The organism is Nioella sediminis (assembly GCF_001879695.1).
In the GTDB taxonomy this organism is placed as follows: Bacteria; Pseudomonadota; Alphaproteobacteria; order Rhodobacterales; family Rhodobacteraceae; genus Nioella; species Nioella sediminis.
Map to the genome: position 1 here is coordinate 16,790 of NZ_MNBL01000118.1, position 21,635 is coordinate 38,424.

Here is a 21,635-nt window from a genome sequence, read left to right on the forward strand (position 1 = left end):
TTCTAGAATAGAGAAAGGCGGCCTTCGCGGGCCGCCTTTTTCATGTTCCGTCGCTGAAGATATCAAGAATTATTCGGCAATTCCGGCCTCGGCGGCGATCTGGGCGCGGCTCTTGCGGGCACGCTCAGTTGCCGATTTCAGCTGACCGCAAGCGGCCATGATATCCTCGCCCCGAGGGGTGCGGATTGGGCTGGCGTAACCTGCCTTGTAGATGATGTCGGCAAAGCGCTCGATCCGCTCCCAGTCCGACCGCTCATAGGGTGCGCCGGGCCACTCGTTGAACGGGATCAGGTTGATCTTGGCCGGGATGCCCTTGATCAGCTTCACCAGCCTGCGGGCGTCCTCATCCGTGTCGTTCACATCCTTAAGCATCACATATTCGAAGGTGATTCGTTCAGAGTTCGACAGTTTCGGATAGGCACGCAACGCATCCAGCAGGTCGGCGATCGGCCAGCGCTTGTTGATCGGCACCAGTTTGTCACGGGTCTCATCGGTGGTGGCGTGGAAGGACACCGCCAGCATGCAACCGATTTCCTCGGCGGTCTTGGCAATCTCGGGCACCACGCCAGAGGTCGACAGGGTGATCCGGCGGCGTGACAGGGAAATCCCTTCACCATCCATCGCGATCTTCATCGCGTCGCGGACATTGTCGAAATTATAGAGCGGCTCGCCCATGCCCATCAGCACGATGTTCGACAGCAGGCGCGGGCCGTTCTCGCCAGTGCCTTCGCCCGGTTCCGGCCATTCGCCCAGATCGTCGCGCGCCACCATGATCTGGCCGACAATCTCACCGGCTGTCAGGTTGCGCACCAGTTTCTGCGTGCCCGTGTGGCAAAATGAGCAGGTCAGCGTACACCCCACCTGAGACGAGATGCACAGAGTCCCACGATCGGTTTCGGGGATATAGACGATCTCGACCTCATGGCCGCCGGCGATCCGAACCAGATATTTGCGGGTGCCATCGGCAGAGACATTGCGCGTCACCACCTCGGGCACTTCGATCACGAAACGCTCCGCCAGTTGCGCGCGATAGGCCTTGGCGAGGTTCGTCATCTCGTCGAAGCTGCGCACGCCCCAGTGGTAAACCCATTGCCAGATCTGGTTGACCCGCATCTTGGCCTGCTTTTCCGGCGTCCCCGCCGCGATCAGCGCCTCGCGCAGCTGGTCCCGCGTCAGGCCGACGATATTGGTCGGGCCTTCGGGCAGTTTGCGCGGAATGGTCAGGACATCCTGCGTGATGGGGGCGCTGGCGGACATGTCAAAGCTCCGAGAAGGGAATGCGGACACATATAGGCATCCGCCCCTCAAGGCAAACCTTGTCTTGGCAGAAAATCAGCCGCCGCAGCGGGTTTCCGCATCCTCGACCGCGGCGGTGAAGCCCAACAGAGAGAAGGTATCGACCGTTTGCGTGCCCCGCGCCGACCGGGCGGTCAGCACCGCTTCGGCCCCGCGCTTCATCGCGGTGATGATCCGCTGATCTTCCTGTTCGGACGCGGCCCAGGCCATTTCACCATCGGTGAACAACTCGAAGGTCGAGTTGCCGATTTCCATCGTCACCGTGGAATCATCCGCAAAGGGATAGCCACCGGTAAAGGAAACCTCGCCCATCCGGCTTTCGGACGGCCAATAGCTGACGAACAGCAGGATCTCCGACCGGCGCACGGCCACCACGCGACCATCGCGGGTGTTCACCGTTTCGCGCGGCGCGGACACGACCCAGCATTGCGTCGGGTCATCCTCGACGAACACGCTCCAATCCGTTTCCGCGTTGACGCGGTTCTCGGATTCCTCGGTGTCCTGGGCAAACGACGGCGCCGAAAACGCCAGTGCGATCACCAATCCAGCAACCCAGTTCTTCATCTTGATCCAGCCTCCAGCCGTCTCTGCCTCTGGTTTGGGGTTCGGCCTGTTTTCAGGTCTTGCGCTCAAACCCCGCCCACTTCTAACTGCGAGCGGAGATTAACCCGAAAATCCTTTTGGGGAAAAGCCCCGGTAGCGGAAAATTGCCGGAACCCCTGACCAGAAGAAGGAAAACAGCATGGCTGAGGCGGAAACACTGGTCGAGGTCTGGCGAGGGCCGTTCCGCGAAAGCGTTCATCGCGGTCATGCGGTCGTGTGGGACGCCGATGGCGGCATCGTGGCCAGCTGGGGCGACCCCGATGCGGTGATCCTGCCCCGGTCGTCCTGCAAGATGATCCAGGCGCTGCCCCTGATCGAAAGCGGCGCCGCCGAAGCGTTCGGTTTGTCAGAGGCGCAGCTGGCCCTGTCCTGCGCGTCCCATAACGGGGCGGCGGTCCACACGGAAATGGTGCGTGCGTGGCTGGGCGGGCTGGGGATCGACCCCGAAGAGGCCCTGCGCTGCGGGCCGCAGATGCCGGGTGACCCTGACGCGCGCAACGCCCTGATCAAGGCCGACAGCTCGCCCTGCCAGATCCACAACAATTGTTCCGGCAAACATTCCGGCTTTCTGACCCTGGCAAAACATCTGGGGGCCGGGCCGGACTATGTGGATCCCGACCACCCGGTACAGGTGGCGGTAAAATCCGCGTTCGAGGAGGTGACCGGGGAAACCAGCCCCGGCCATGGCATCGACGGATGTTCCGCGCCCAACTTCGCCTGCACCGTCACCGGGCTGGCCCGCGCCATGGGCCATTTCGCCGCCGCAACCGGTGCGGGCAATGCGCGCGACCGCGCCATGCACCGGCTGACCCGCGCCATGGCGGCCCATCCGGTTCTGGTGGCGGGCGAAGGAAGATCCTGCACGGCGCTGATGCGTGCAATGTCAGGCCGCGCATCGGTCAAGACCGGGGCCGAGGCGGTGTTCATCGCCATCGTGCCTGAAAGGCGCATGGGCGTCGCCCTTAAGATCGAGGACGGCGCGACGCGAGGATCGGAAGCGGTCATCACCCGCATTCTGTGCGGCCTGGGTGTGCTGGACGCACGCCATCCAGCCGCCCTCACCTATACAAACGGCCCGATCCGTAACCGCCGCGATATCGTGACCGGAGAATATCGCTTGTCAGGGTCGCTTTCCGACTGGAAACCATAGTCAAGAGCCACGGGCTACAGTCGGACAGCCCCCCCTCGGCTCTTTCATCTTGGCAAAAATACCTCCGCCGGAGGCGTCCTGCCCTCTCTGCCTAGCCCTTCATCACGGCCAGTGAACCGCGCTTTCCACGCATCCGTGGCAACGCGGCATGACGAGGCCTCCGGCGCATGCCGGAGGTTGAGGAGGGCCGCTCACGGGTCGACGCCGACAGGCGGCGAAACCGGTTGGTGCCTATTCCTGCATCAGCGGCAATACGCCCTCCGGTTTCAATGCTTCCAACTTCCCGATGATCTCGGCCTTCTTCAGTGGTTTTGTCAGGTAGTGATCCACCCCCGCCGCCACGATCTCCGCTTCGTGATCCTCCATCGCATGGGCAGTCATCGCGACAATCGGCAATCGCGGCAGACCCTTCGCCTCCTCATCCGCACGGATCCGGCGGGTCAGTTCCAGCCCGTCCATTTCGGGCATGGAGATATCGGTGAACAGCAGGTCGGGCCGTTCCGCCTGGTAGGCCTCCCATGCCTCCTGACCATTATTTGCAAGCTCCAGCTCAAGGTCGAGCGCCTTGATCATCTTGCGAAAGATCATCTGGTTGGTCTTGTTATCCTCCGCCGCCAGCAGGCGCAGCTTTCCTGGAGCGTCCGCAGGCGGGGCATCCTGCGGAGGCACTGTTCGCGTGACACGCGCCACCTTTTCCATCAAGCCTTGCCGGAAATCGCGCAAGGGGGCTTCCAGCGTGATTTCGGGAATCGGGGCCGCGGGGTTGGCCCGACGATCCGATAGGCATCGCAGGACGGGGAAGGCAGGGGTTTCCAGCGGCTCTTCCCCGGCCTCTTCCGTCAGAACCACGAGGTCGGGCCTGCCTCCGATCGCTGCCACCTCGTCCACCGCCCGCACATCCGCCTTGAGCTTCAGGAACTGGCGTTCCACCAGCCGCCGCGCGCCAGTATCCGGGCCGACCAGCACAACCTTGGTCAGCTCTGCGGGCAATGGCTGCACCGGGCAGGGCACTTCGCCGTCCGCCACAGGCAGGGTCAGTCGGAACGCGAAGGTTGCACCCTTCCCAAGCTCCGAATCGATCCAGATATCGCCGCCCATCATCCGCACCAGCCGGTGCGTAATCGCCAGACCAAGCCCGGTGCCTTCGTATTTCCGGTTTGCCTGATCCTCGACCTGGTTGAACTCGCCAAAGACATGCGCCTGTTTGTCGGCCGCGATGCCGATGCCGGTATCTTCCACCGCGATCACCAGCGTGACCTGACCGTTTTCCACCGGTTCGCCCATGACGCGCACAAGGACATGGCCCCGGTCGGTAAACTTGACGGCATTCCCGATCAGGTTGGTCAGCACTTGCCGCACCCGGCCCCGGTCGCCCACAAGCGATTGAGGCAGGAAGATATCGTAATCCAGCAGCAATTGCAGATCTCGGCCCTGAATGGACGGGCGCAGCAGGCGGAAGATCTCGCGGATCAGGTCCTCCAGATCGAAGGCCTCGGCATGCAGCACCAGCTTGTCGGCCTCGATCTTGGAAAAATCGAGCACATCGTTGATGATCTCCAGCAGCGCCTCGCCGGAATTGCGGATCGTGTCGGCGCATTGGCGCTGATCCTCGTCGAGATCGGTTTCCCGCAGCAGGTCTGCCATGGCCACCACGCCGTTCATCGGCGTCCTGATCTCGTGGCTCATATTGGCAAGGAAGGCCGACTTGGCCCGGTTCGCGGCCTCGGCCTGATCGCGGGCATCGCGCAGATCCCGTTCCCGCCGGATCGTTTCGGTGATGTTCAGCATCAGGCTGACCATGTCGCCATCGGGCGCGCGCTTGTCCACCAGTTTGACGAAGCCACCATTCCAGAGTTTGACCGTTCGCTGCGGGATCGGGTGCTGTTCCCACCGGGCGGTCATGTCATCGACCCAATCGTCGGGATGCACGCCTTCCAGATCGACCAGCCCTTCGTCCACGGCGATCCGCAGGATGGAATCGTAGCTGGCCCCCGGCCCAACCTCGACCATGCCCTCAAAGATGTTGAGAAAGGCGCTGTTGGCCGCGACCAGCCGGCCCGAGCGGTCATAGATCGCAAAGCCATCCTCGATGATATCGAGAGAATCCCACAGTCGCCGTTCGGCACGTTCGGCCTTTTCTGTCGCCACTTCCAGATCGGCCCGCGCGCGGGTTGTTTCGCCGACCAGTTCGGCGTTTTCCTCCCGCTGCTCGATCACCTGATCCGACAGACGGTCCGCCTGTTGGGCCAGCTTGCGGTTTGCGGCGAACAGTTCCTCCTGCTTCTGGACCAGCAGCCGTTCAGCCGCCAGCCGCGCCCGGCGTTCGCGCGCCAAACGATCGTCGAAGCCGGTGCCATCCATGCCCTGTCTCACCCGAATCCATTCTCCGACCGGCAGAATGACGCCGGTTTCCTTTCCATCTGCTTAAGACGGGCGCCGCGGCATGGACTCCAAGGGGCCGGTCATGGCAGCATATGAGAAAGTCTTTTTTTGATACGATTTCTGATCCGGAGGTTCCCATGCGCGCGTTGATCGTGGCTGGTTTGATGTCCTTGCTGCCCCTGATGGCCACCGCCCAGGACGGGCCCGTGGCCGAGCGGTTCTATGCAATCACCCAGGATACGGATTTTCCCGGTGCGGACCTGACACCGATCTATGACACCTCGCTGATCGGGTGCATTCGGGCTTGCCTGGCAGATTCGGATTGTGCCGCCTTCACCTTCAACGAACGCAATGGCAGCTGTTTTCCCAAAACCGATGTCCTTGCGATGGAGTCCTATGACGGGGCCATGTCCGCCACGGTGCGCGACACCGATCCGGCGGTTCTGGCGCGGCTGGAGGACCGTCTGGAGCAACTGGATTTCCTGAGTGAGACTGATCTGTCCAGGGCGCGCATCGAGGCCGAAGGGCTGCCCCGCCGCCACTATGCCGGGACCTGGACGGCAGAACGTATTCTCGCCGCCGCCGAAGCGCGGCTGGAAGAGGGAGAGTTCCAGCAGGCCATGCGGCTCTATGGTTCTGCCATCACCGTGACAGACGACCCTGCCCATTGGATGGAATTTGCGCGTCTGGCGCTGGAAATCGAGGTGTCCAGCCGGACCGAACAGCGCAACCTGAATCGCACCGCCCTGACGGCGGCCACCAATGCCACCTTGCGGGCCGCACCCGGACAACAACTGTCTGACGCCGCCGCCCTGCTGGCCCGTGCATTGGAAGAAAACAGCCGGGGCCGCAGCATGATCTTCGCGCTGCGACTTGCGATTGCCGAGGCCCCATCAGAGGCGCTGGAAGCAGAGCTTGAACGTGCAATCGGGCTCTACGGCTTCCGCGTGACCACGACCCGCGTGGAAAACGACGCCGCCGAACCGCGCATCTGCGCCATCTTCTCGGAAGATATCGCAGGCGGTGTCACCCATGCGGATTTCCTGCAAACCACGGTGAGCGGCCTGTCGGTCGAGGCTGAGAACCGACAGTTCTGCATCTCGGGCGTCCAGCATGGGCAGCGCTATGAATTCACCCTGCGCGCGGGCCTGCCTGCCGCCTCGGGCGAAACCCTGCACAACCCGGCCACCCTGCGGCTCTATGTGCGCGACCGATCCCCCACATTGCGGTTTCCGGGCCGCGCCTATGTTCTGCCGCGTCTTGCGGGCGGCGCGCTGCCCATTGTGACGGTGAATACCGACGAGGTGGCATTGCGGCTCTATTCCGTGACCGACCGCAATATCGTGCGCAGCCTGCAGGACGACTATTTCGGGCGCCCCCTGAACCAGTGGGAAGTGAACCGGTTCTCGACCGAACTGGCCGAAACCGTCTGGGAAGGGGTGGGAGAGGTCTCTAACCGGCTGAATCAGGACGTCACCACCAGCCTGCCCATGGGCGAGGTTCTGGCCACGCTCGACCCCGGTCTTTATGCGCTTGAGGCCCGGATCGACAGCCCCGAGGGGCGCGACCTGCCCCCTGCGACGCAGTGGTTTTTCGTCTCTGACCTTGGGCTTTCTGCCGTTTCTGGGGTGGATGGTGTCCATGTGATCGTGCGGTCTCTGGCCGATACCTCCGGCATCGAGGGGGCCACCGTGCGCCTGGTGTCTGAATCGAACCGGGTTCTGGCCGAACTGGAAAGCGACCGGCAGGGCCGGGTGCATTTTCCCGCCGATCTGACCGCAGGCCGGGCCGGGGCATCGCCCGCCATGATCACCGTGGAACAGGAGGGCGATTTCGCCTTCCTGTCGCTGCGCGAGGCGGAGTTCGACCTCTCTGACCGGGGGGTCGAGGGCCGCCCCGCCGCGCCGCCGATTGACCTGTTCCTGACCACAGAACGCGGCGCTTATCGGGCGGGTGAAACCATCCACGCCACCGCCCTGGCCCGCGACGGGCAATCCCGCGCCCTGCCGGGCCTTCCGCTGACGGCCATTCTGACACGCGCCGATGGCGTCGAATACAGCCGCATGGTGCTGGAGGAAACCGGTGCGGGCGGCTTCGTCTGGCAGATGCCCCTGGGCGCGAATGTGCCGCGCGGCACCTGGCGTCTGGCTGTCCATGCCGACCCCGACGCGCAGCCCTTGGCCAGCCGAACCCTGCTGGTCGAGGATTTCCTGCCGGAACGCATCGACGTGGAGCTGTCCTTGCCCGAAGGCTCGCAACCCCTCGACCGGCCCGCCGTGCTGGACCTTCAGGCCGACTACCTCTTTGGGGCCCCCGCAGGTGAATTGCCGATCGAAGGCGAATGGGTTCTGCGCCCAGTCGCAACGCTGGAGGCCTTCCCCGGTTACCGCTTTGGCCGATATGACGACCACCCCGACCGAATTCGCTACAGCCTGCCGGATGGTCAAGGAACAGATGCCACCGGCGCGGCCCGGATTGAGCTGTCTCTGCCAGAGATCGACGGCCTGCCACATCCCTGGACGATGAGCGTCACCGCCCGCGTCACCGAAGGATCTGGCCGCCCGGTGGAGCGGCAGATCAGACGGCCCCTCGACCCTTCGGGCACGCTCATTGGCATTCGCCCGCTCTTTGACGGCACCCTGCCCGAAGGCACGGATGCCCAGTTTCACCTGATCGCCGTCGGAGCCGAGGCGCAGCCGGTGCGCTGGACCCTGAACCGGGTCGAACGGCGCTATCAGTGGTACACGCAGAACGGGCGCTGGAACTGGGAACCGGTGACAACCCGTACCCGCATTGTCAATGGCGAGGCCGTGCTTGGCGCTGACCCTGTGGCAATCTCCGCTCCCGCCGATTGGGGGCGCTATGAACTGCGCGTGGAAAGCACCGAGGGCCGCTACACGGCCAGCTCTGTCAGCTTCCGCGCCGGGTGGTATGGCGGGGGCGATGACGTGGGCACGCCCGATCTGCTGGAGGTCTCGCTCGATGCCGAAAGCTATGACGTGGGCGACGAAGCGCGGTTGCGCGTGGTGCCCCGGTCCGGCGGACTGGTCCTGATCCGGGTCATGTCGAACCGGCTGATCCATCAGGAACTGGTGACCATCGGCGATGCCCCCGACACTTTCCCGCTGGCGGTGACAGAGGAATGGGGCAATGGCGCTTACGTGACCGCAACGCTCCTGCGTCCGTTGGAGGGGTTGCCAGCGCAGATGCCTGCGCGCTCGCTTGGGCTGGTGCATGCCACCGTCAATCCCGGCCCCCGCGCGCTGGATGTGGTGATGGAAGCCCCGATCACCTCCGCCCCCCGTGGCCCGCTGGAGGTTGTCCTGCGCGTTGGCAATGCCGAACCGGGCGACACAATCTACGCCAGCATTGCCGCCGTCGATCTGGGCATCCTGAACCTGACCGGCTTCCAGTCGCCCGACCCGATGGGGCATTTCTTCGGTCAGCGGCGTCTTGGCGTTGGTATCCGCGACCTCTATGGGCGGCTGATTTCCGGCGGGGGTGACCCCGGCGCGATCCGGCAAGGGGGCGATGCCAGTGCCGGTGCCCGCATGCAGGCCCCACCCCCGACCGAGGCGCTGGTGGCCTTCCATTCCGGCCCTGTCACAGTGGATGCGGACGGGCTGGCGCGTGTCAGTTTCGACATTCCCAGCTTCAACGGCACCGTGCGCGTGATGGCCATGGCCTGGAACGAGACCGGCATCGGGCAGGCCGAGGCCGATGTTCTGGTGCGTGATCCGGTGGTTGTCACCGCCTCCATGCCGCGTTTCATGGCGCCGGGCGACAGCGCAAGGCTGCTGCTGGAAGTGACCCATGCGGAGGGCCCCACCGGGCTGATGCCGATTGAGATTGAGACCTCTGCGGGGCTGAACATCGGGTCCATCCTCTCTGCCGTAACGTTGGAGGAAGGCGAGACCGAACGCCTGCGCGTGCCGCTTTTTGCGTTGGAGCAGCTTGGCGAGCAACAGGTGGACGTCACCCTGATCACGCCCGACGGGCAGCGGCTGTCGCGGACATTGCGGCTGGTGGTGCAGTCGAACGATCCCGTCACCGCCGTGACCTCTCGGTTTACCCTCGCCCCCGGCGACAGCCTCGACTTTGACGCAACCGTGCTGGCGGGCCTGCGCCCCGGCACGGGCCGGGCGACCCTGTCCGCCGGTCCCCTTGCCCGGTTCGACGCGCCGGGGCTGTTACAGATGCTCGACCGCTACCCCTATGGCTGCACCGAACAGGTTACCAGCCAGGCGATGCCGCTGCTCTACATGGCCGATGTGGCCGAGGCGCTGGACCTTGCCCATGCCGATGACCTTGCGCTCCGCATCCAGCAGGCCATTGACGCGGTGCTGGTGAACCAGGCCGCCAATGGCGGCTTTGGCCTATGGGGGGCCTATTCCGGCGATCCGTGGCTTGATGCCTATGTCACCGACTTCCTGTCGCGCGCGAGGGCGGAGGGCTATGCGGTGCCCGACCTCGCCTTCCAATCGGCGCTGGACGCGCTGCGCAACCATGTCGCCACCGCCTCCGATTTCGAGGAAGGGGGCGAATCCATCGCCTATTCGCTGATGGTTCTGGCCCGCGAGGGCGCGGCAGCGATTGGTGACCTGCGCTACTATGCCGATGTGAAGGCCGATGCCTTTGCCACTCCGCTGGCGCTTGGCCAGTTGGGCGCGGCGCTGGCGATGTATGGGGATCAGCCACGCGCCGATGCGATGTTCCGGCAGGGCTATCAGTTGCTGCTGAGACAGAGCCTTGCGTCTGAAACCACCGGCTGGCGGGCTGATTTCGGCACAAGACGCCGCGACGCCACCGCGCTGCTGACACTGGCCGCCGGGGCCGGGTCGCAGGCCATTCCGCTTGATGCGCTCGCTGCCGCCCTGCCCGCGCCCAGTGCCAATGTCTCTACCCAGGAAGCGGTGTGGAGCCTTCTGGCCGCAGATGCGCTGATCGACATGGACGGGCTGTCGTCGCTGACGTTGAACGGGGCGGATGTCACCGGCCCGCTGATCGAAGTTCTGGAAGCGGGCGATCCGACCACCCGGACCCTCACCAATACCGGCGACCGGCCAGAAACCCTGACGCTGACCCGCTACGGTCAGGCAGAGGGCGCGACGGAAGAGGGCGGCAACGGCTATCGCATCACGCGCAGCTACATGACGCTGGATGGCGTTCCTGCCGACCCGTCCGAGGTCACCGTCGGCACACGGCTGGTCGTGGTGCTGAACGTGGTTGGCTTCACCGACCGCACCGCGCGGCTGATGGTGAACGACCCGCTGCCCGCGGGCTTCGAAATCGACAATCCCAACCTGCTGCGCGCGGGCGATATCGGCACGCTCAGCGATCTGGATGTGACCGACTTCACCGATCATACGGAGTTCCGGCAAGAAAGGTTCCTTGCCGCCGTCACACACCGGCGCGGTGACCTGATGCGGCTGGCCTATATCGTGCGTGCCGTGACACCCGGCAGCTTCCACCACCCGGCGGCCTCGGTCGAGGACATGTACCGCCCCGCCTTCCGCGCTCAGACGGCCTCGGGCCATGTGGTGATCACCGAGTGATCAGGGCGAGGCTTTTCCTCTGGCTGGCGGCGCTGCTGCTGGCGGTCGGGCTGGCGCGGGACCTGTTCGATGCGTGGATCGACGCGACGGTCATCCCGCCGCTGGTGCCCATCACATCGGTCGAAGTGCTGGACCGCGACGGAACGCTCCTGCGCGCCTATACGGTCGAGGACGGTCGCTGGCGATTGCCTGTGACTTTGGCCGAGGTGGACCCCGAATTCATCGAACTGCTGCTCAATTTCGAGGACCGGCGGTTCTACGACCACGCCGGCGTCGACTGGCGGGCCATGGCGCGGGCCGGGTGGCAGGCGATCACCAATGGGCGGATCGTCTCGGGCGCCTCCACCATCACCATGCAGGTTGCCCGCCTGCTGGAGGACAGCGGCACAGGTTCCTGGCGCGGCAAGCTCAGGCAGATGCGGCTGGCACTGGCGCTGGAACGGCAGTTGACCAAGCAGGAGATTCTGACGCTTTACCTGCATCTCGCACCCTATGGCGGGAATATCGAGGGCATCCGCGCCGCGACCTTCACCTGGTTCGGGCAGGAACCTCGTCAGCTAACGACGGCTGAGGCCGCCCTGCTGGTCGCCATTCCCCAGGCCCCCAACAGCCGACGCCCCGACCGCAACCCGGAAAACGCCCATATCGCCCGCGACCGCGTACTGGCCCGCGCCGTGACCTTCGGCGTTCTGTCCGAGGAAGAGGCGACCTCGGCCATGGCCGAACCTCTGCCCACCGAGCGCCGCGACTTCCCGCTGCTGGCCCCGCACCTGTCCGACAGGATGCTGGCCGAAGACCCCACAGGGCAGCACAGGCTGACCATCGACGCGACCTTGCAGGCTCAGATGGAGGCGCTGGCGCGAGAGGCGGTGCGCGGGCAGGGCACCCGGCTGAATGCCGCGATCATGGTGATGGATCACCAGACGGGCGAGGTTCTGGCCTCGGTCGGATCTGCCGAGTATTCCGACAACCCGCTGCAGGGCTTCGTTGACATGACGCAGGCATTGCGTTCGCCCGGCTCCACTCTCAAGCCGCTGGTCTACGGTCTGGCCTTCGAGGCCGGGTTGATCCACCCCGAAAGCCTGATCGAGGATCGCCCGACCCGGTTCGGCAGTTACGCACCCCAGAATTTCGACCGCGTCTTCCGGGGCGAGCTGTCTGTCCGTCGCGCTCTGCAAGCCTCTCTCAACATCCCCGTGGTGTCGCTGCTGGAGGAACTTGGCCCCGCAGAGCTGATGAACCGCATGCGCCGTGCGGGGATGGAGCCGGAACTGCCCGCCGGTCAGCCGGGCTTGGCCGTGGCGCTTGGCGGTGTCGGCGTGACGATGGAAGACCTGATGCGCCTATATGGGTCGCTGGCCTCAGGCGGGGAATACGTGCCGCTGCATTACCGGCAGGGCGACCGCGCGGGCGATCCGGTGCAAATACTGTCCCCCGTGGCCAGTTGGTATGTGGGTGACATCCTGTCCGACATGATCCCGCCCGCCAATGCGCCGCGCAACGGGCTGGCCTACAAGACCGGCACCAGCTACGGCCACCGCGATGCCTGGGCCTTTGGTTATGACGGGCGGCATGTGGTGGGCGTGTGGCTGGGCCGTGCCGATGGCGCTTCGGTGCCCGGCGCCTTCGGGGCCGATGTGGCCGCGCCGCTGCTGTTCGAGGCCTTTGCCCGCGTCTCCCCACGCCTGACACCGCTGCCAGCCCCACCCCCCGGTGCGTTGACGGTCAGCCATTCCGACCTGCCCGAACCGCTGCAACGATTTGCCAGCCGCTCTGCACCCACCACAGACCCAAATGCCCCCGAGATCGCCTTTCCCCCAGATGGCGCCGTGCTTGCCAGCCAGCCGGGCCTGCCCCTGATGGCGCGGGTGGACAGGGGCAGGCCACCCTTCACCTGGCTCTGGAATGGCACACCGGTAAGCACTGCCAACCGGGATCGTCAGATGACGCTTGACCTTACTGGGCCCGGGTTCGGGGAGCTGACGGTTATAGATTCAATGGGCCGGGCCGCCCGCATCACGGTCGAAGTCGCGGCCCCCTGAGTCGTCGAACACCCGATGCCGGGGATTCGCCGGCCACAGGCATCCGCAAGCGTCGCACAGCATTTCCCAGAAGAACCAACGCGCTGAATGGCCGATAAGTTTCACGAGATCACACAGCCGTCACCAACAGTGACGCTCTGGGCTATGCCGCAGATGGGCATGTGCACATGCGCACCAACCTCACGCAATTATCCCGCTTTCGTTGGATGAAACACCAAACTCAAGCCCCTAAGTTGAGTGTCATCGGAGGCACAACGCCTTCAAACGCAAACGCACTGCAAAAGACACTCGAAAGGAAAGACCCATGAAAACCATCGCACTCACCACCGCCCTTGTGACCGCCCTTGCCGCCCCCGCTGCATTCGCGTCCGACAACCTTGCCGCGTCACTGGGTGTTGAACCCGGCACCTACTCCACGTCCGAACTGGTCCGCCTGAGCCAGGCCATGTCCGACAACGACCATGCGGAAGTGGCCTTCATTCTGAACGGCGGCGCAGGTCCGGTTGACGCTTCGGTTGCATTCGACGCCCGTGTTCGTCAGGTCCAGGAAGACGATGATCACGCCATCGCAGCCTACCTCACCAATAGCGGCACCGAAGTGATTTCGACCCAGAGCTTTGGCCACAACGAAGTCGCGGCCCGCATTTTCGCCCAGCTGGCTGAAGAATCGCGCTTCGAAGACTGATGCCCATCACTCACGGGCCGGAACCGGCAGGGTGCCCCTCTCCCCATCCCGCCGGTTCCAACAAAAAAAACCCCCGATGCCGATATGGCACCGGGGGTTTTCATTTTCGTGTCGCTCAGATCAGATGCGTTCGATGGCAATCGCGATGCCTTGACCGCCGCCGATGCACATGGTGATCAGCGCCTTGCTGCCGCCGGTGCGTTCCAGCTCGTGCAGGGCCTTCACGGTGATGATCGCGCCGGTCGCGCCCACCGGGTGGCCCAGCGCAATCGCGCCGCCATTGGGGTTCACCTTGGCGGGGTCAAGCCCCAGACCCTTATTCACCGCCAGCGCCTGTGCGGCGAAGGCCTCGTTCGATTCGATCACGTCGAAATCGGTAACCGACAGGCCGGTGCGCGCCAGCAGGTTCTGGACCGCAGGCACCGGGCCGATGCCCATCACCTCGGGCCGCACACCTGCATGGGCATAGCCGATGATCCGCGCGCGGGGTTTCAGGCCAGCGGCCTCTGCCGCATCCGCCCGCGCCAGAACCAGCGCGCCCGCGCCGTCATTGATGCCCGAGGCATTGCCCGCCGTGACCCGCCCGTCTTTCTTGAACACCGTCCGCAGCCCGGCCAGCGTTTCCATGGTGGACGCCTTGGGATGTTCGTCGGTGTCGAAGGGCACCATATCGCGCTTGACCTTCACCTCGACCGGGGCGATCTGATCCTTGAAATAGCCAGCCTCGATGGCGGCGATGGCCCGCTTCTGGCTTTCCACGGCAAAGGCATCCATCTGCTCGCGCGTGATGTCATGCTCTTCTGCGACATTTTCCGCCGTCACACCCATATGGCCAGTGCCGAACGGGCAGTTCAACGCGCCGACCATCATGTCCGTGCCGCCCATATCACCCATCTTCTGACCCCAACGAATGGCCGGCACGATGTAGGGTCCGCGGCTCATGCTTTCGGCACCACCGGCAAGGCCGAACTCCGCATCGCCAAGCATCAGGTTCTGCATCACCGACACGATGGCCTGAAGCCCAGACCCGCACAGGCGGTTCACGTTCATCGCGGGCGTGGTGTCGGGAATGCCCGCCTGCATGGCGGCGACGCGGGACAGGTACATGTCACGCGGTTCGGTGTTGATCACATGGCCAAAAGCCACATGCCCCACCTGCTTGCCATCCACACCCGCACGCTCCAGCGCGGCCTTGGCGGCAACGGTGCCAAGCTCGATCGGGGGTGTCGCGGCCAAAGATCCGCCAAAGGTGCCGATGGCCGTCCGGGCACCGGACAGGATCACGATATCGGTCATTTATAGTCCTCCAAAGACTCCAACCCGCCAGCAGGCGGGCAATATGCCAAATTCCCCTGAACGCTGTTTACCCGCGTTGCGCGGGTTCCGCCATGAGCCGTTTCAGCGCGCTTTGAAACCCCTCCGCATCCGGCGCGAGCGATTTCAGCACCTCGGTCTGATATCTCTCGGCAATCGGTGTCAGCGCATTGATGATACCCCTGCCGCTTTCCGTCAGCGCCAATACGACGAGACGCCGGTCAGCAGGTGAGGTCGTCTTGCTGATATAGCCCATCTCTTCCAACCGCGACACGGCCCGGCTGACCTTGGACTTGTCGAGCACAGCCTGAGCCGAGATTTCGCGAACCGAAACGGCCGATTGCTGACTCAGATGCGCCAGAACCCGCCATTCGGACCGGGACAGGCCGAACATCTCTTTGTAGTGGCGCGCGAACTGGCCGCTGACCCGCTCGGCCACCACGGCCAGCTGGTAGGGTAGGAAATCATCCAGGACGAAAGGCGGGTTGGTGCTCATGTGTGAAGGATGGAGTGAAACAGGCCCAAACCGCAAGCCTGAACGAAAAAGCCCCGGCCAGAGACCGGGGCTTTGACGGGCTGACACGTCAGTTTCAGGCGGCGTCGAACTGCATCGGCGCGACCTGCTGGAACATGCCTGTGGCGCGCAGTTTCTCCAGCACGTCCGCCGGGGGCTGCGCGTCGAGATACAGAAGCGCGATGGCATCCTTGCCCGCACCGGACCGGCCAAGGGTAAAGTTGGCGATGTTCACGCCGTTTTCGCCCATGGTCTGGCCGAGCGTCCCGATGATGCCCGGCACGTCCTCGTTGGTGGTGTAGAGCATATGTTCGCCAATCTCGGCGTCGATATTGATGCCCTTGATCTGGATGAAGCGCGGTTTACCGTCAGAGAACACAGTGCCCGCGATGGACCGGGTGCGGTGCGGGGTCACGACCTCCAGCCGGATATAACCTTCGAACGCACCGGACTTGTCCTGCGTGGTGGTCGAGATTTCGATGCCCCGTTCCCGCGCGATCACGGGGGCGGAAACCATGTTCACATCCGGGTTCACCGCCTTCATGATCCCCGCGATGACGCCGCAATTCAGCGCCTCAAGGTTCATCGTCCCCGCAACCCCGTTATAGGTGATGCGGATTTCCTCGATGGCTTCTTCGGTCAGCTGGCCCACGAAGCTGCCCAGATGCTGCGCCAGTTTCAGCCAAGGGCCCATGACCTTGGCTTCCTCTGCCGTGACCGACGGCATGTTCAGCGCGTTCTGCACGGCACCGGTCAGCAGGTAGTCGGCCATCTGTTCCGCCACCTGCAGCGCCACGTTTTCCTGCGCCTCGGTCGTTGCCGCGCCAAGATGCGGCGTGCAAACCACATTGGGCAGGTTGAACAGCGGGTTTTCCGTGGCCGGTTCCTCTGCGAACACGTCGAAAGCCGCCCCCGCGACATGGCCCGATTTCAGCAGCTCCGCCAGCGCGGTTTCATCAACCAGCCCGCCCCGCGCGCAGTTGATGATGCGCACGCCCTTCTTGGTCTTGGCGAGGTTATCCGCCGACAGGATGTTGCGGGTCTGGTCGGTCAGCGGCACGTGCAGCGTGATGAAATCGGCCCGCTTGAGCAGCTCTTCCAGTTCCACCTTTTCCACGCCCATCTTGTCGGCCTTCTCTTCCGACAGGAAGGGATCGTAGGCGATGACTTTCATCTTTAGACCACGGGCCCGGTCGCAGACGATGCCGCCGATATTGCCCGCGCCGATGACGCCAAGGGTCTTGCCGGTCAGTTCGACCCCCATGAATTTCGACTTTTCCCACTTGCCAGCATGGGTCGAGGCGCTGGCCTCGGGGATCTGCCGGGCCACGGCAAACATCATCGCAATCGCGTGTTCGGCGGTGGTGATCATGTTGCCGAAGGGGGTGTTCATGACGATCACGCCCTTCTTGGACGCGGCAGGCTTGTCGATATTGTCGGTGCCGATCCCGGCGCGGCCGATCACCTTGAGGTTTGTCGCGGCGGCAAGGATTTTTTCCGTCACCTTTGTGGCGGAGCGGATGGCAAGGCCGTCATACTCACCGATCTTGGCAAGCAGCGCGTCCTTGTCCTTGCCGAGACCGGGTTCGAAATCAACTTCGATGCCGCGATCGCGGAAGATCTGGACGGCGGTTTCGCTGAGTTTGTCGGAAACGAGAACTTTGGGGGCCATTTGGCTGTGTCCTTTGTCGAGGCGTACCGGTGGCAAACTGCCCACCCTACGCACGGGGAAACGGGAAGGTGTAGGGTGGGCAGTTTTGCCCACCACCACGTCAGGCGGCTTCGGCCTGTGCGGCGATCTCAGCCTCAAAGGCCCATTCCAGCCAGGGCAGCATCGCCTCGATATCCGAGGTCTCCACGGTCGCCCCGCACCAGATGCGAAGACCGGCCGGCGCGTCACGGTAAGCCCCGATATCGAGTGCAATCCCCTCGGCCTCCAGCCGCTTGGCCACGGCCTTGGCAAAACCCGCCCCATCGGCAATCCGTGCGTCGGTGAACTTCAGGCAGACGCTGGTGTTCGACCGGGTAGCTTCAACTTCAGCAAGGTTGGCAATCCAGTCATGCCGGTCGCAGAAGTCCCAGATCGCCTGCGCATTGGCGGTGGACCGGGCAATCAAACCTTCCAGCCCGCCAACCTCACGCGCCCAATCCAACGCAAAAAGGTAGTCCTCCACGCACAGCATCGAAGGCGTATTGATGGTTGCGCCGGTGAAGATGCCGTCAATCAGCTTGCCGCCCTTGGTCAGGCGGAAGATCTTGGGCAACGGCCAGGCCGGGGTGTAGCTTTCCAGCCGTTCGACAGCACGGGGGGACAGGATCAGCATCCCGTGGGCCGCCTCGCCGCCCATGACCTTCTGCCAACTGAATGTGGTGACATCCAGCTTGTCCCAGGGCAGGTCCATGGCAAAAGCGGCAGAGGTCGCGTCGCAGATGGTCAGGCCCCCGCGATCCGCCGGGATCACGTCGCCATTGGCCACGCGCACGCCAGACGTGGTGCCGTTCCAGGTGAACACCACGTCCGTGTCATAATCCAGCGCCGCCATATCGACGATCTGACCATACTCTGCGGTCTTCACCTCGGCGTCGATCTTCAGTTGCTTGACCACATCCGTGACCCAGCCCGCGCCGAAGCTTTCCCAGGCAACCATGGTGGCCTTGCGTGCGCCAAGCAGCGACCACAGCGCCATTTCCACGGCGCCGGTGTCGGACGCGGGCACGATGCCGATCTTGTAGTCTGCGGGGATGCCGAGGACCTCGCGCGTTCCTTCGATGGCAGCCTTCAGCTTGTCCTTACCGATAGCGGCACGGTGGCTGCGGCCCAGGGGCGCGTCCTTCAATGCATCGAGAGTCCAGGTGGGGGGTTTGGCACAGGGGCCAGAGGAAAAACGCGGGTTTGCCGGCCGCGTTGCCGGGGTAGTCGTCACCATTGCTGGTATCCTTCCAGATATGCGCCCCTCGTTGGGGAGGGGTGTCCCACCGCCGGAAATACGGCCAGCCGCGGGGGTGCACAAGTCGGAAAAATCGTCAAAACAGTCGTTTCAGGAAAAATCTACGCGTCCCGCGTTCACGATCGGAAACAAGAGCAAGACACAACCATTTCGGGTAACATCTGGACATTCGGGCATTTTTTCGTGCTAGGGTAGAAATCCGGCCTTCGAAAACCTCTGATCGGGCCGGAAGACGGGAGGACCCAATGCACAAACTGACAAAGGCGGCCCTGGCCGCAACCGTTCTGATGGCCGCGCCCGCCGTTGCCCAGAACGATGATCTTGTTGCCCGTGGAGAGTATCTCGTGACCGGACCCGCAGGCTGTGGCAACTGCCACTCGCCGATGGGGCCGACTGGTTTTATCGAAGGGCAGGAACTGGGCGGCCGGCTGGTCGAAGCCAACGACATGTTCACCGCCATCGCCCCCAACATCACCCCCGCCGGCCCCTCCGGCCAGTGGACCGACGCGGACCTCGCCCGCGCGATCCGAGAAGGCATCCGCCCCGATGGCTCGGTCATCGGCCCGCCGATGCCCTTCACCTTCTACCGGGGCCTCAGCGACACCGACCTCGCCGCCATCGTGGCCTATCTGCGCACGGTTCCGGCCGTCGACAACGACCCCGGCCGCTCCGCCTACAACATCCCCCTGCCCCCCGCTTATGGCCCGCCGGTGGACAGCGTGGCGGACATCCCTGCGGGCGTAACGGTGGAGTATGGCGAATACCTGGCCGGGCCGATTGCGCATTGCATGGAATGCCACACACCGATGGGCTCCATGGGCCCGATGGTGGACACCGATCTCGGTCGGGGCGGGTTCGAATTCCACGGGCCTTGGGGCACCTCCGTCGCTTCCAATCTCACCAGTCACGAAGACGGGTTGGCGGGCTACAGCGACGACGAGATCGCCGCGATGATCACGCAAGGGGTTCGGCCCGATGGCTCGCCCATGTTCCCGCCGATGCCCTACGGGTTTCTTGCCAACATGACCGAGGAGGACCTCGCCGCGATCATCCTCTACCTGCGCAGCCTTCCGCCGCTTCCTTACGCGGGCTGAGCCCCTTCAAATCCGGCTCCCCCCGTGGTTTATGCGTGCCAAACGCAAGCCACGGGGGGCACACCCATGTTCATCGCCACGCTTCTGACCAATCCCGCAACGCCAGGGCTGGAGGGCGCGCTGGTCGACTCGCTCCGCAACGCCTGGGGCGGGGGCGACACGCTTTGGCTCTCGCCCGATGTGGCTGCGGAATTTGCGATGCCCGCGATGCCCGCAAACCGGTGGAACGTGTGGGAGAGCCTGCAAGCCGAGGGTGTGGACCTGATCGTTCAGCCCGCAGAGGGCCGCCGCAAGAAGATGCTGCTCGCCGACATGGACAGCACCATGATCCAGCAGGAATGCATCGACGAACTGGCCGATGAGGCAGGCGTCGGGGAACGCGTGAAGGACATCACCGCGCGCGCCATGAATGGTGAGCTGGATTTCGAAGGCGCGCTCATCGAACGCGTTGGCCTGCTGAAGGGTCTGCCCGAAGAGGTCATCACCCGTGTGCTGGAAACGCGCATCACCCATATGCCCGGCGGCAAGGCGCTGCTGGCAACGATGAAAACCCACGGGGCCTATGCCGCTTTGGTCTCGGGCGGCTTCACCGCCTTTACCACGAAGGTCGCCGCCGATCTGGGCTTCGACGAAAACCGCGCCAATACGCTGCTGTCCGAGGCAGGCCAGCTGACGGGGGAGGTGGCGCGCCCGATCCTCGGGCGCGATGCCAAGGTTCAGGCGCTGCACGACATCACCACCCGCATCGGCATTACCCCCGCCGACGTGATCGCCGTGGGTGACGGCGCCAATGACCTCGGCATGCTGGGGCTCGCGGGCACTGGCGTGGCGCTACATGCGAAGCCGTCGGTGCAGGCCGAATGCGAGATCCGCGTGAACCACGGCGATCTGACGGCGCTGCTTTATCTGCAGGGCTATGCCGACAGCGATTTCGCGTGATTGCTGCGCCTTATGGCGCTTTTCAACAGTTCACTTGCAGTGATCAACCTGTAGATCGGAGTGCTCTTGATGCCGGAAAGCGGTAGAGCGCGCCCATTCCGGTGTTTTGCGAACAGATTGTAACCAGTTGGTTAACAATAGTTAATTGACTCGACATAAAGCCAATATTCATTACATTCCGCTCAAGGCCTCATCCTGTCCAGAGGCAATAGAACGGCCAGTATTTGGAGCATCTAAATGTCGACAGTCACTCTTCAGGGTTTCGCCATCAATTCCACGACCTATGTCGGCTCGGCATCCCTGACACTCACGATTTCCGAAGGGGCCACACTGTCTTATTCCGATGTCCCGGAGGGTGTCACAAATCTGTTCGGCATTACGGAGGTGGATGTCGTGAGCTCCTACGGGGCCTACACGAGCCAGTTTTCTCTTAATGGCGGCGTTCCTATTCCCGTGGCTGACGAAGACGAGACGTATATCTATCAGCTCAATCTCAGCACCGGGCCGGTAACTGTCCTGTCTCATTTCGATAGCAGCACGGATATCGACTATGTTTTCTTGCTGGCGGGCAGCGCACCAGCTCCCACCAACCAGGCGGAGTTCAACGCGCTTTTTGCGTCCATAAATCAGACCACACCGGCCCAAACCGCGCCAGCCCCATATGCGCCCGGCCAGGCGATCGACCCGACCGCCATTTCCGGGGCATCGGTGTCACAAGATGATTCCTTCGTCGGAACCTCGGATGGCGAAGCCTTCGATGGCGGCAGCGGCGCGGATGATCTTGACGGAAACGGCGGCAATGACACGCTCAATGGCGGGTCCGGAAACGACACGCTCAATGGCGGTGCGGGTGAAGATACCTTCGGTTACTCGGGTGGCGCGGATGTGATCGAGGATTTCTCCGGCGATTTCCTAAAGATCGACTCGCCAGCCCTGAGCGGAAATTTGGCCTCTGTGCTGTCATCGGCCACTGTGGTCAACGGCAATCTTGTTCTCGATTTCGGAGGTGGCAACACGCTGACGCTGAACGGCATCACCGATGTTGCAGCACTGGACGGGCGCATTCAGGGCGTGAGCCAGCATGACCCCGAAAGCGACCTGACGGGCGATGGC

14 protein-coding genes are annotated in these 21,635 nt (G+C 63.8%); 7 read left to right on the top strand and 7 right to left on the bottom strand.

Going from position 1 to position 21,635, the window contains the following annotated elements; genetic code table 11:
* Positions 1-69 precede the first annotated feature (69 nt).
* Both rlmN and BKY26_RS14940 read right to left on the bottom strand, forming a co-directional pair.
* A complete protein-coding gene (gene rlmN / locus BKY26_RS14935) occupies positions 70-1,257 on the bottom strand; it encodes a dual-specificity RNA methyltransferase RlmN (RefSeq protein ID WP_071691192.1) in 1,188 nt (395 codons plus the stop codon).
* A gap of 75 nt (positions 1,258-1,332) precedes the next feature.
* Complete coding sequence (locus BKY26_RS14940; protein ID WP_071691193.1) at positions 1,333-1,860, bottom strand: invasion associated locus B family protein; 528 nt, start codon at positions 1,858-1,860, stop codon at positions 1,333-1,335.
* Positions 1,861-2,038: 178 nt separating this feature from the next.
* Here BKY26_RS14940 and BKY26_RS14945 point away from each other — a divergent pair, with 178 nt between their 5' ends.
* On the top strand, positions 2,039-3,049 hold the full coding sequence (locus BKY26_RS14945) for an asparaginase (protein WP_071691194.1): 1,011 nt from the start codon (positions 2,039-2,041) through the stop codon (positions 3,047-3,049).
* A 231-nt stretch (positions 3,050-3,280) separates the two neighbouring features.
* Here BKY26_RS14945 and BKY26_RS14950 read toward each other — a convergent pair whose 3' ends face one another.
* The gene (locus BKY26_RS14950; protein ID WP_071691195.1) at positions 3,281-5,410 is read right to left on the bottom strand and encodes an ATP-binding protein; all 2,130 of its coding nucleotides are present in this window, start codon (positions 5,408-5,410) and stop codon (positions 3,281-3,283) included.
* Positions 5,411-5,568: 158 nt separating this feature from the next.
* Here BKY26_RS14950 and BKY26_RS14955 point away from each other — a divergent pair, with 158 nt between their 5' ends.
* The 3 genes from BKY26_RS14955 to BKY26_RS14965 all read left to right on the top strand — a co-directional run bounded on the left by BKY26_RS14955 (position 5,569) and on the right by BKY26_RS14965 (position 13,713).
* Complete coding sequence (locus BKY26_RS14955; RefSeq protein WP_071691196.1) at positions 5,569-10,986, top strand: alpha-2-macroglobulin family protein; 5,418 nt, start codon at positions 5,569-5,571, stop codon at positions 10,984-10,986.
* On the top strand, positions 10,983-13,028 hold the full coding sequence (pbpC, locus tag BKY26_RS14960; RefSeq protein ID WP_071691197.1) for a penicillin-binding protein 1C: 2,046 nt from the start codon (positions 10,983-10,985) through the stop codon (positions 13,026-13,028). Before BKY26_RS14955 ends, pbpC begins: the two co-directional genes overlap by 4 nt.
* A gap of 304 nt (positions 13,029-13,332) precedes the next feature.
* A complete protein-coding gene (locus tag BKY26_RS14965) occupies positions 13,333-13,713 on the top strand; it encodes a hypothetical protein (protein ID WP_071691198.1) in 381 nt (126 codons plus the stop codon).
* Positions 13,714-13,833: 120 nt separating this feature from the next.
* On the opposite strand, the gene BKY26_RS14970 is transcribed toward BKY26_RS14965, so the two are convergent.
* From BKY26_RS14970 to BKY26_RS14985, 4 genes are all read right to left on the bottom strand, one after another.
* Positions 13,834-15,009: an acetyl-CoA C-acyltransferase family protein gene (locus tag BKY26_RS14970; RefSeq protein WP_071691199.1), complete on the bottom strand. Its 1,176-nt coding sequence runs from the start codon at positions 15,007-15,009 to the stop codon at positions 13,834-13,836.
* Between the two features lie 67 nt (positions 15,010-15,076).
* Positions 15,077-15,523, bottom strand: a complete 447-nt coding sequence (locus BKY26_RS14975) for a MarR family winged helix-turn-helix transcriptional regulator (protein WP_071691200.1) — start codon at positions 15,521-15,523, stop codon at positions 15,077-15,079.
* 94 nt (positions 15,524-15,617) lie between these two features.
* A complete protein-coding gene (serA, locus tag BKY26_RS14980; protein WP_071691201.1) occupies positions 15,618-17,213 on the bottom strand; it encodes a phosphoglycerate dehydrogenase in 1,596 nt (531 codons plus the stop codon).
* A gap of 100 nt (positions 17,214-17,313) precedes the next feature.
* On the bottom strand, positions 17,314-18,468 hold the full coding sequence (locus BKY26_RS14985; RefSeq protein ID WP_071691202.1) for a phosphoserine transaminase: 1,155 nt from the start codon (positions 18,466-18,468) through the stop codon (positions 17,314-17,316).
* Positions 18,469-18,734: 266 nt separating this feature from the next.
* Here BKY26_RS14985 and BKY26_RS14990 point away from each other — a divergent pair, with 266 nt between their 5' ends.
* The 3 genes from BKY26_RS14990 to BKY26_RS20815 form a co-directional block, all read left to right on the top strand.
* Entirely contained in the window at positions 18,735-19,583 is an 849-nt protein-coding gene (locus tag BKY26_RS14990) for a c-type cytochrome (RefSeq protein ID WP_071691203.1), read from the top strand.
* Between the two features lie 66 nt (positions 19,584-19,649).
* Positions 19,650-20,522 carry a phosphoserine phosphatase SerB gene (gene serB / locus BKY26_RS14995; RefSeq protein ID WP_071691204.1) on the top strand — a complete coding sequence of 291 codons (873 nt, stop codon included), beginning with the start codon at positions 19,650-19,652 and terminating at the stop codon, positions 20,520-20,522.
* A 237-nt stretch (positions 20,523-20,759) separates the two neighbouring features.
* Positions 20,760-21,635 (top strand): calcium-binding protein (locus tag BKY26_RS20815; RefSeq protein WP_425434490.1); only part of this gene is annotated, 876 nt, incomplete at its 3' end.

Bases quoted from the DNA above. Each gene is read 5' to 3' on its own strand.
- rlmN (WP_071691192.1), bottom strand. From the start codon at position 1,257: ATGTCCGCCAGCGCCCCCATCACGCAGGATGTCCTGACCATTCCGCGC.
- BKY26_RS14940 (WP_071691193.1), bottom strand. From the start codon at position 1,860: ATGAAGAACTGGGTTGCTGGATTGGTGATCGCACTGGCGTTTTCGGCG.
- BKY26_RS14945 (WP_071691194.1), top strand. From the start codon at position 2,039: ATGGCTGAGGCGGAAACACTGGTCGAGGTCTGGCGAGGGCCGTTCCGC.
- BKY26_RS14950 (WP_071691195.1), bottom strand. From the start codon at position 5,410: ATGGATGGCACCGGCTTCGACGATCGTTTGGCGCGCGAACGCCGGGCG.
- BKY26_RS14955 (WP_071691196.1), top strand. From the start codon at position 5,569: ATGCGCGCGTTGATCGTGGCTGGTTTGATGTCCTTGCTGCCCCTGATG.
- BKY26_RS14965 (WP_071691198.1), top strand. From the start codon at position 13,333: ATGAAAACCATCGCACTCACCACCGCCCTTGTGACCGCCCTTGCCGCC.
- BKY26_RS14970 (WP_071691199.1), bottom strand. From the start codon at position 15,009: ATGACCGATATCGTGATCCTGTCCGGTGCCCGGACGGCCATCGGCACC.
- BKY26_RS14975 (WP_071691200.1), bottom strand. From the start codon at position 15,523: ATGAGCACCAACCCGCCTTTCGTCCTGGATGATTTCCTACCCTACCAG.
- serA (WP_071691201.1), bottom strand. From the start codon at position 17,213: ATGGCCCCCAAAGTTCTCGTTTCCGACAAACTCAGCGAAACCGCCGTC.
- BKY26_RS14985 (WP_071691202.1), bottom strand. From the start codon at position 18,468: ATGGTGACGACTACCCCGGCAACGCGGCCGGCAAACCCGCGTTTTTCC.
- BKY26_RS14990 (WP_071691203.1), top strand. From the start codon at position 18,735: ATGCACAAACTGACAAAGGCGGCCCTGGCCGCAACCGTTCTGATGGCC.
- serB (WP_071691204.1), top strand. From the start codon at position 19,650: ATGTTCATCGCCACGCTTCTGACCAATCCCGCAACGCCAGGGCTGGAG.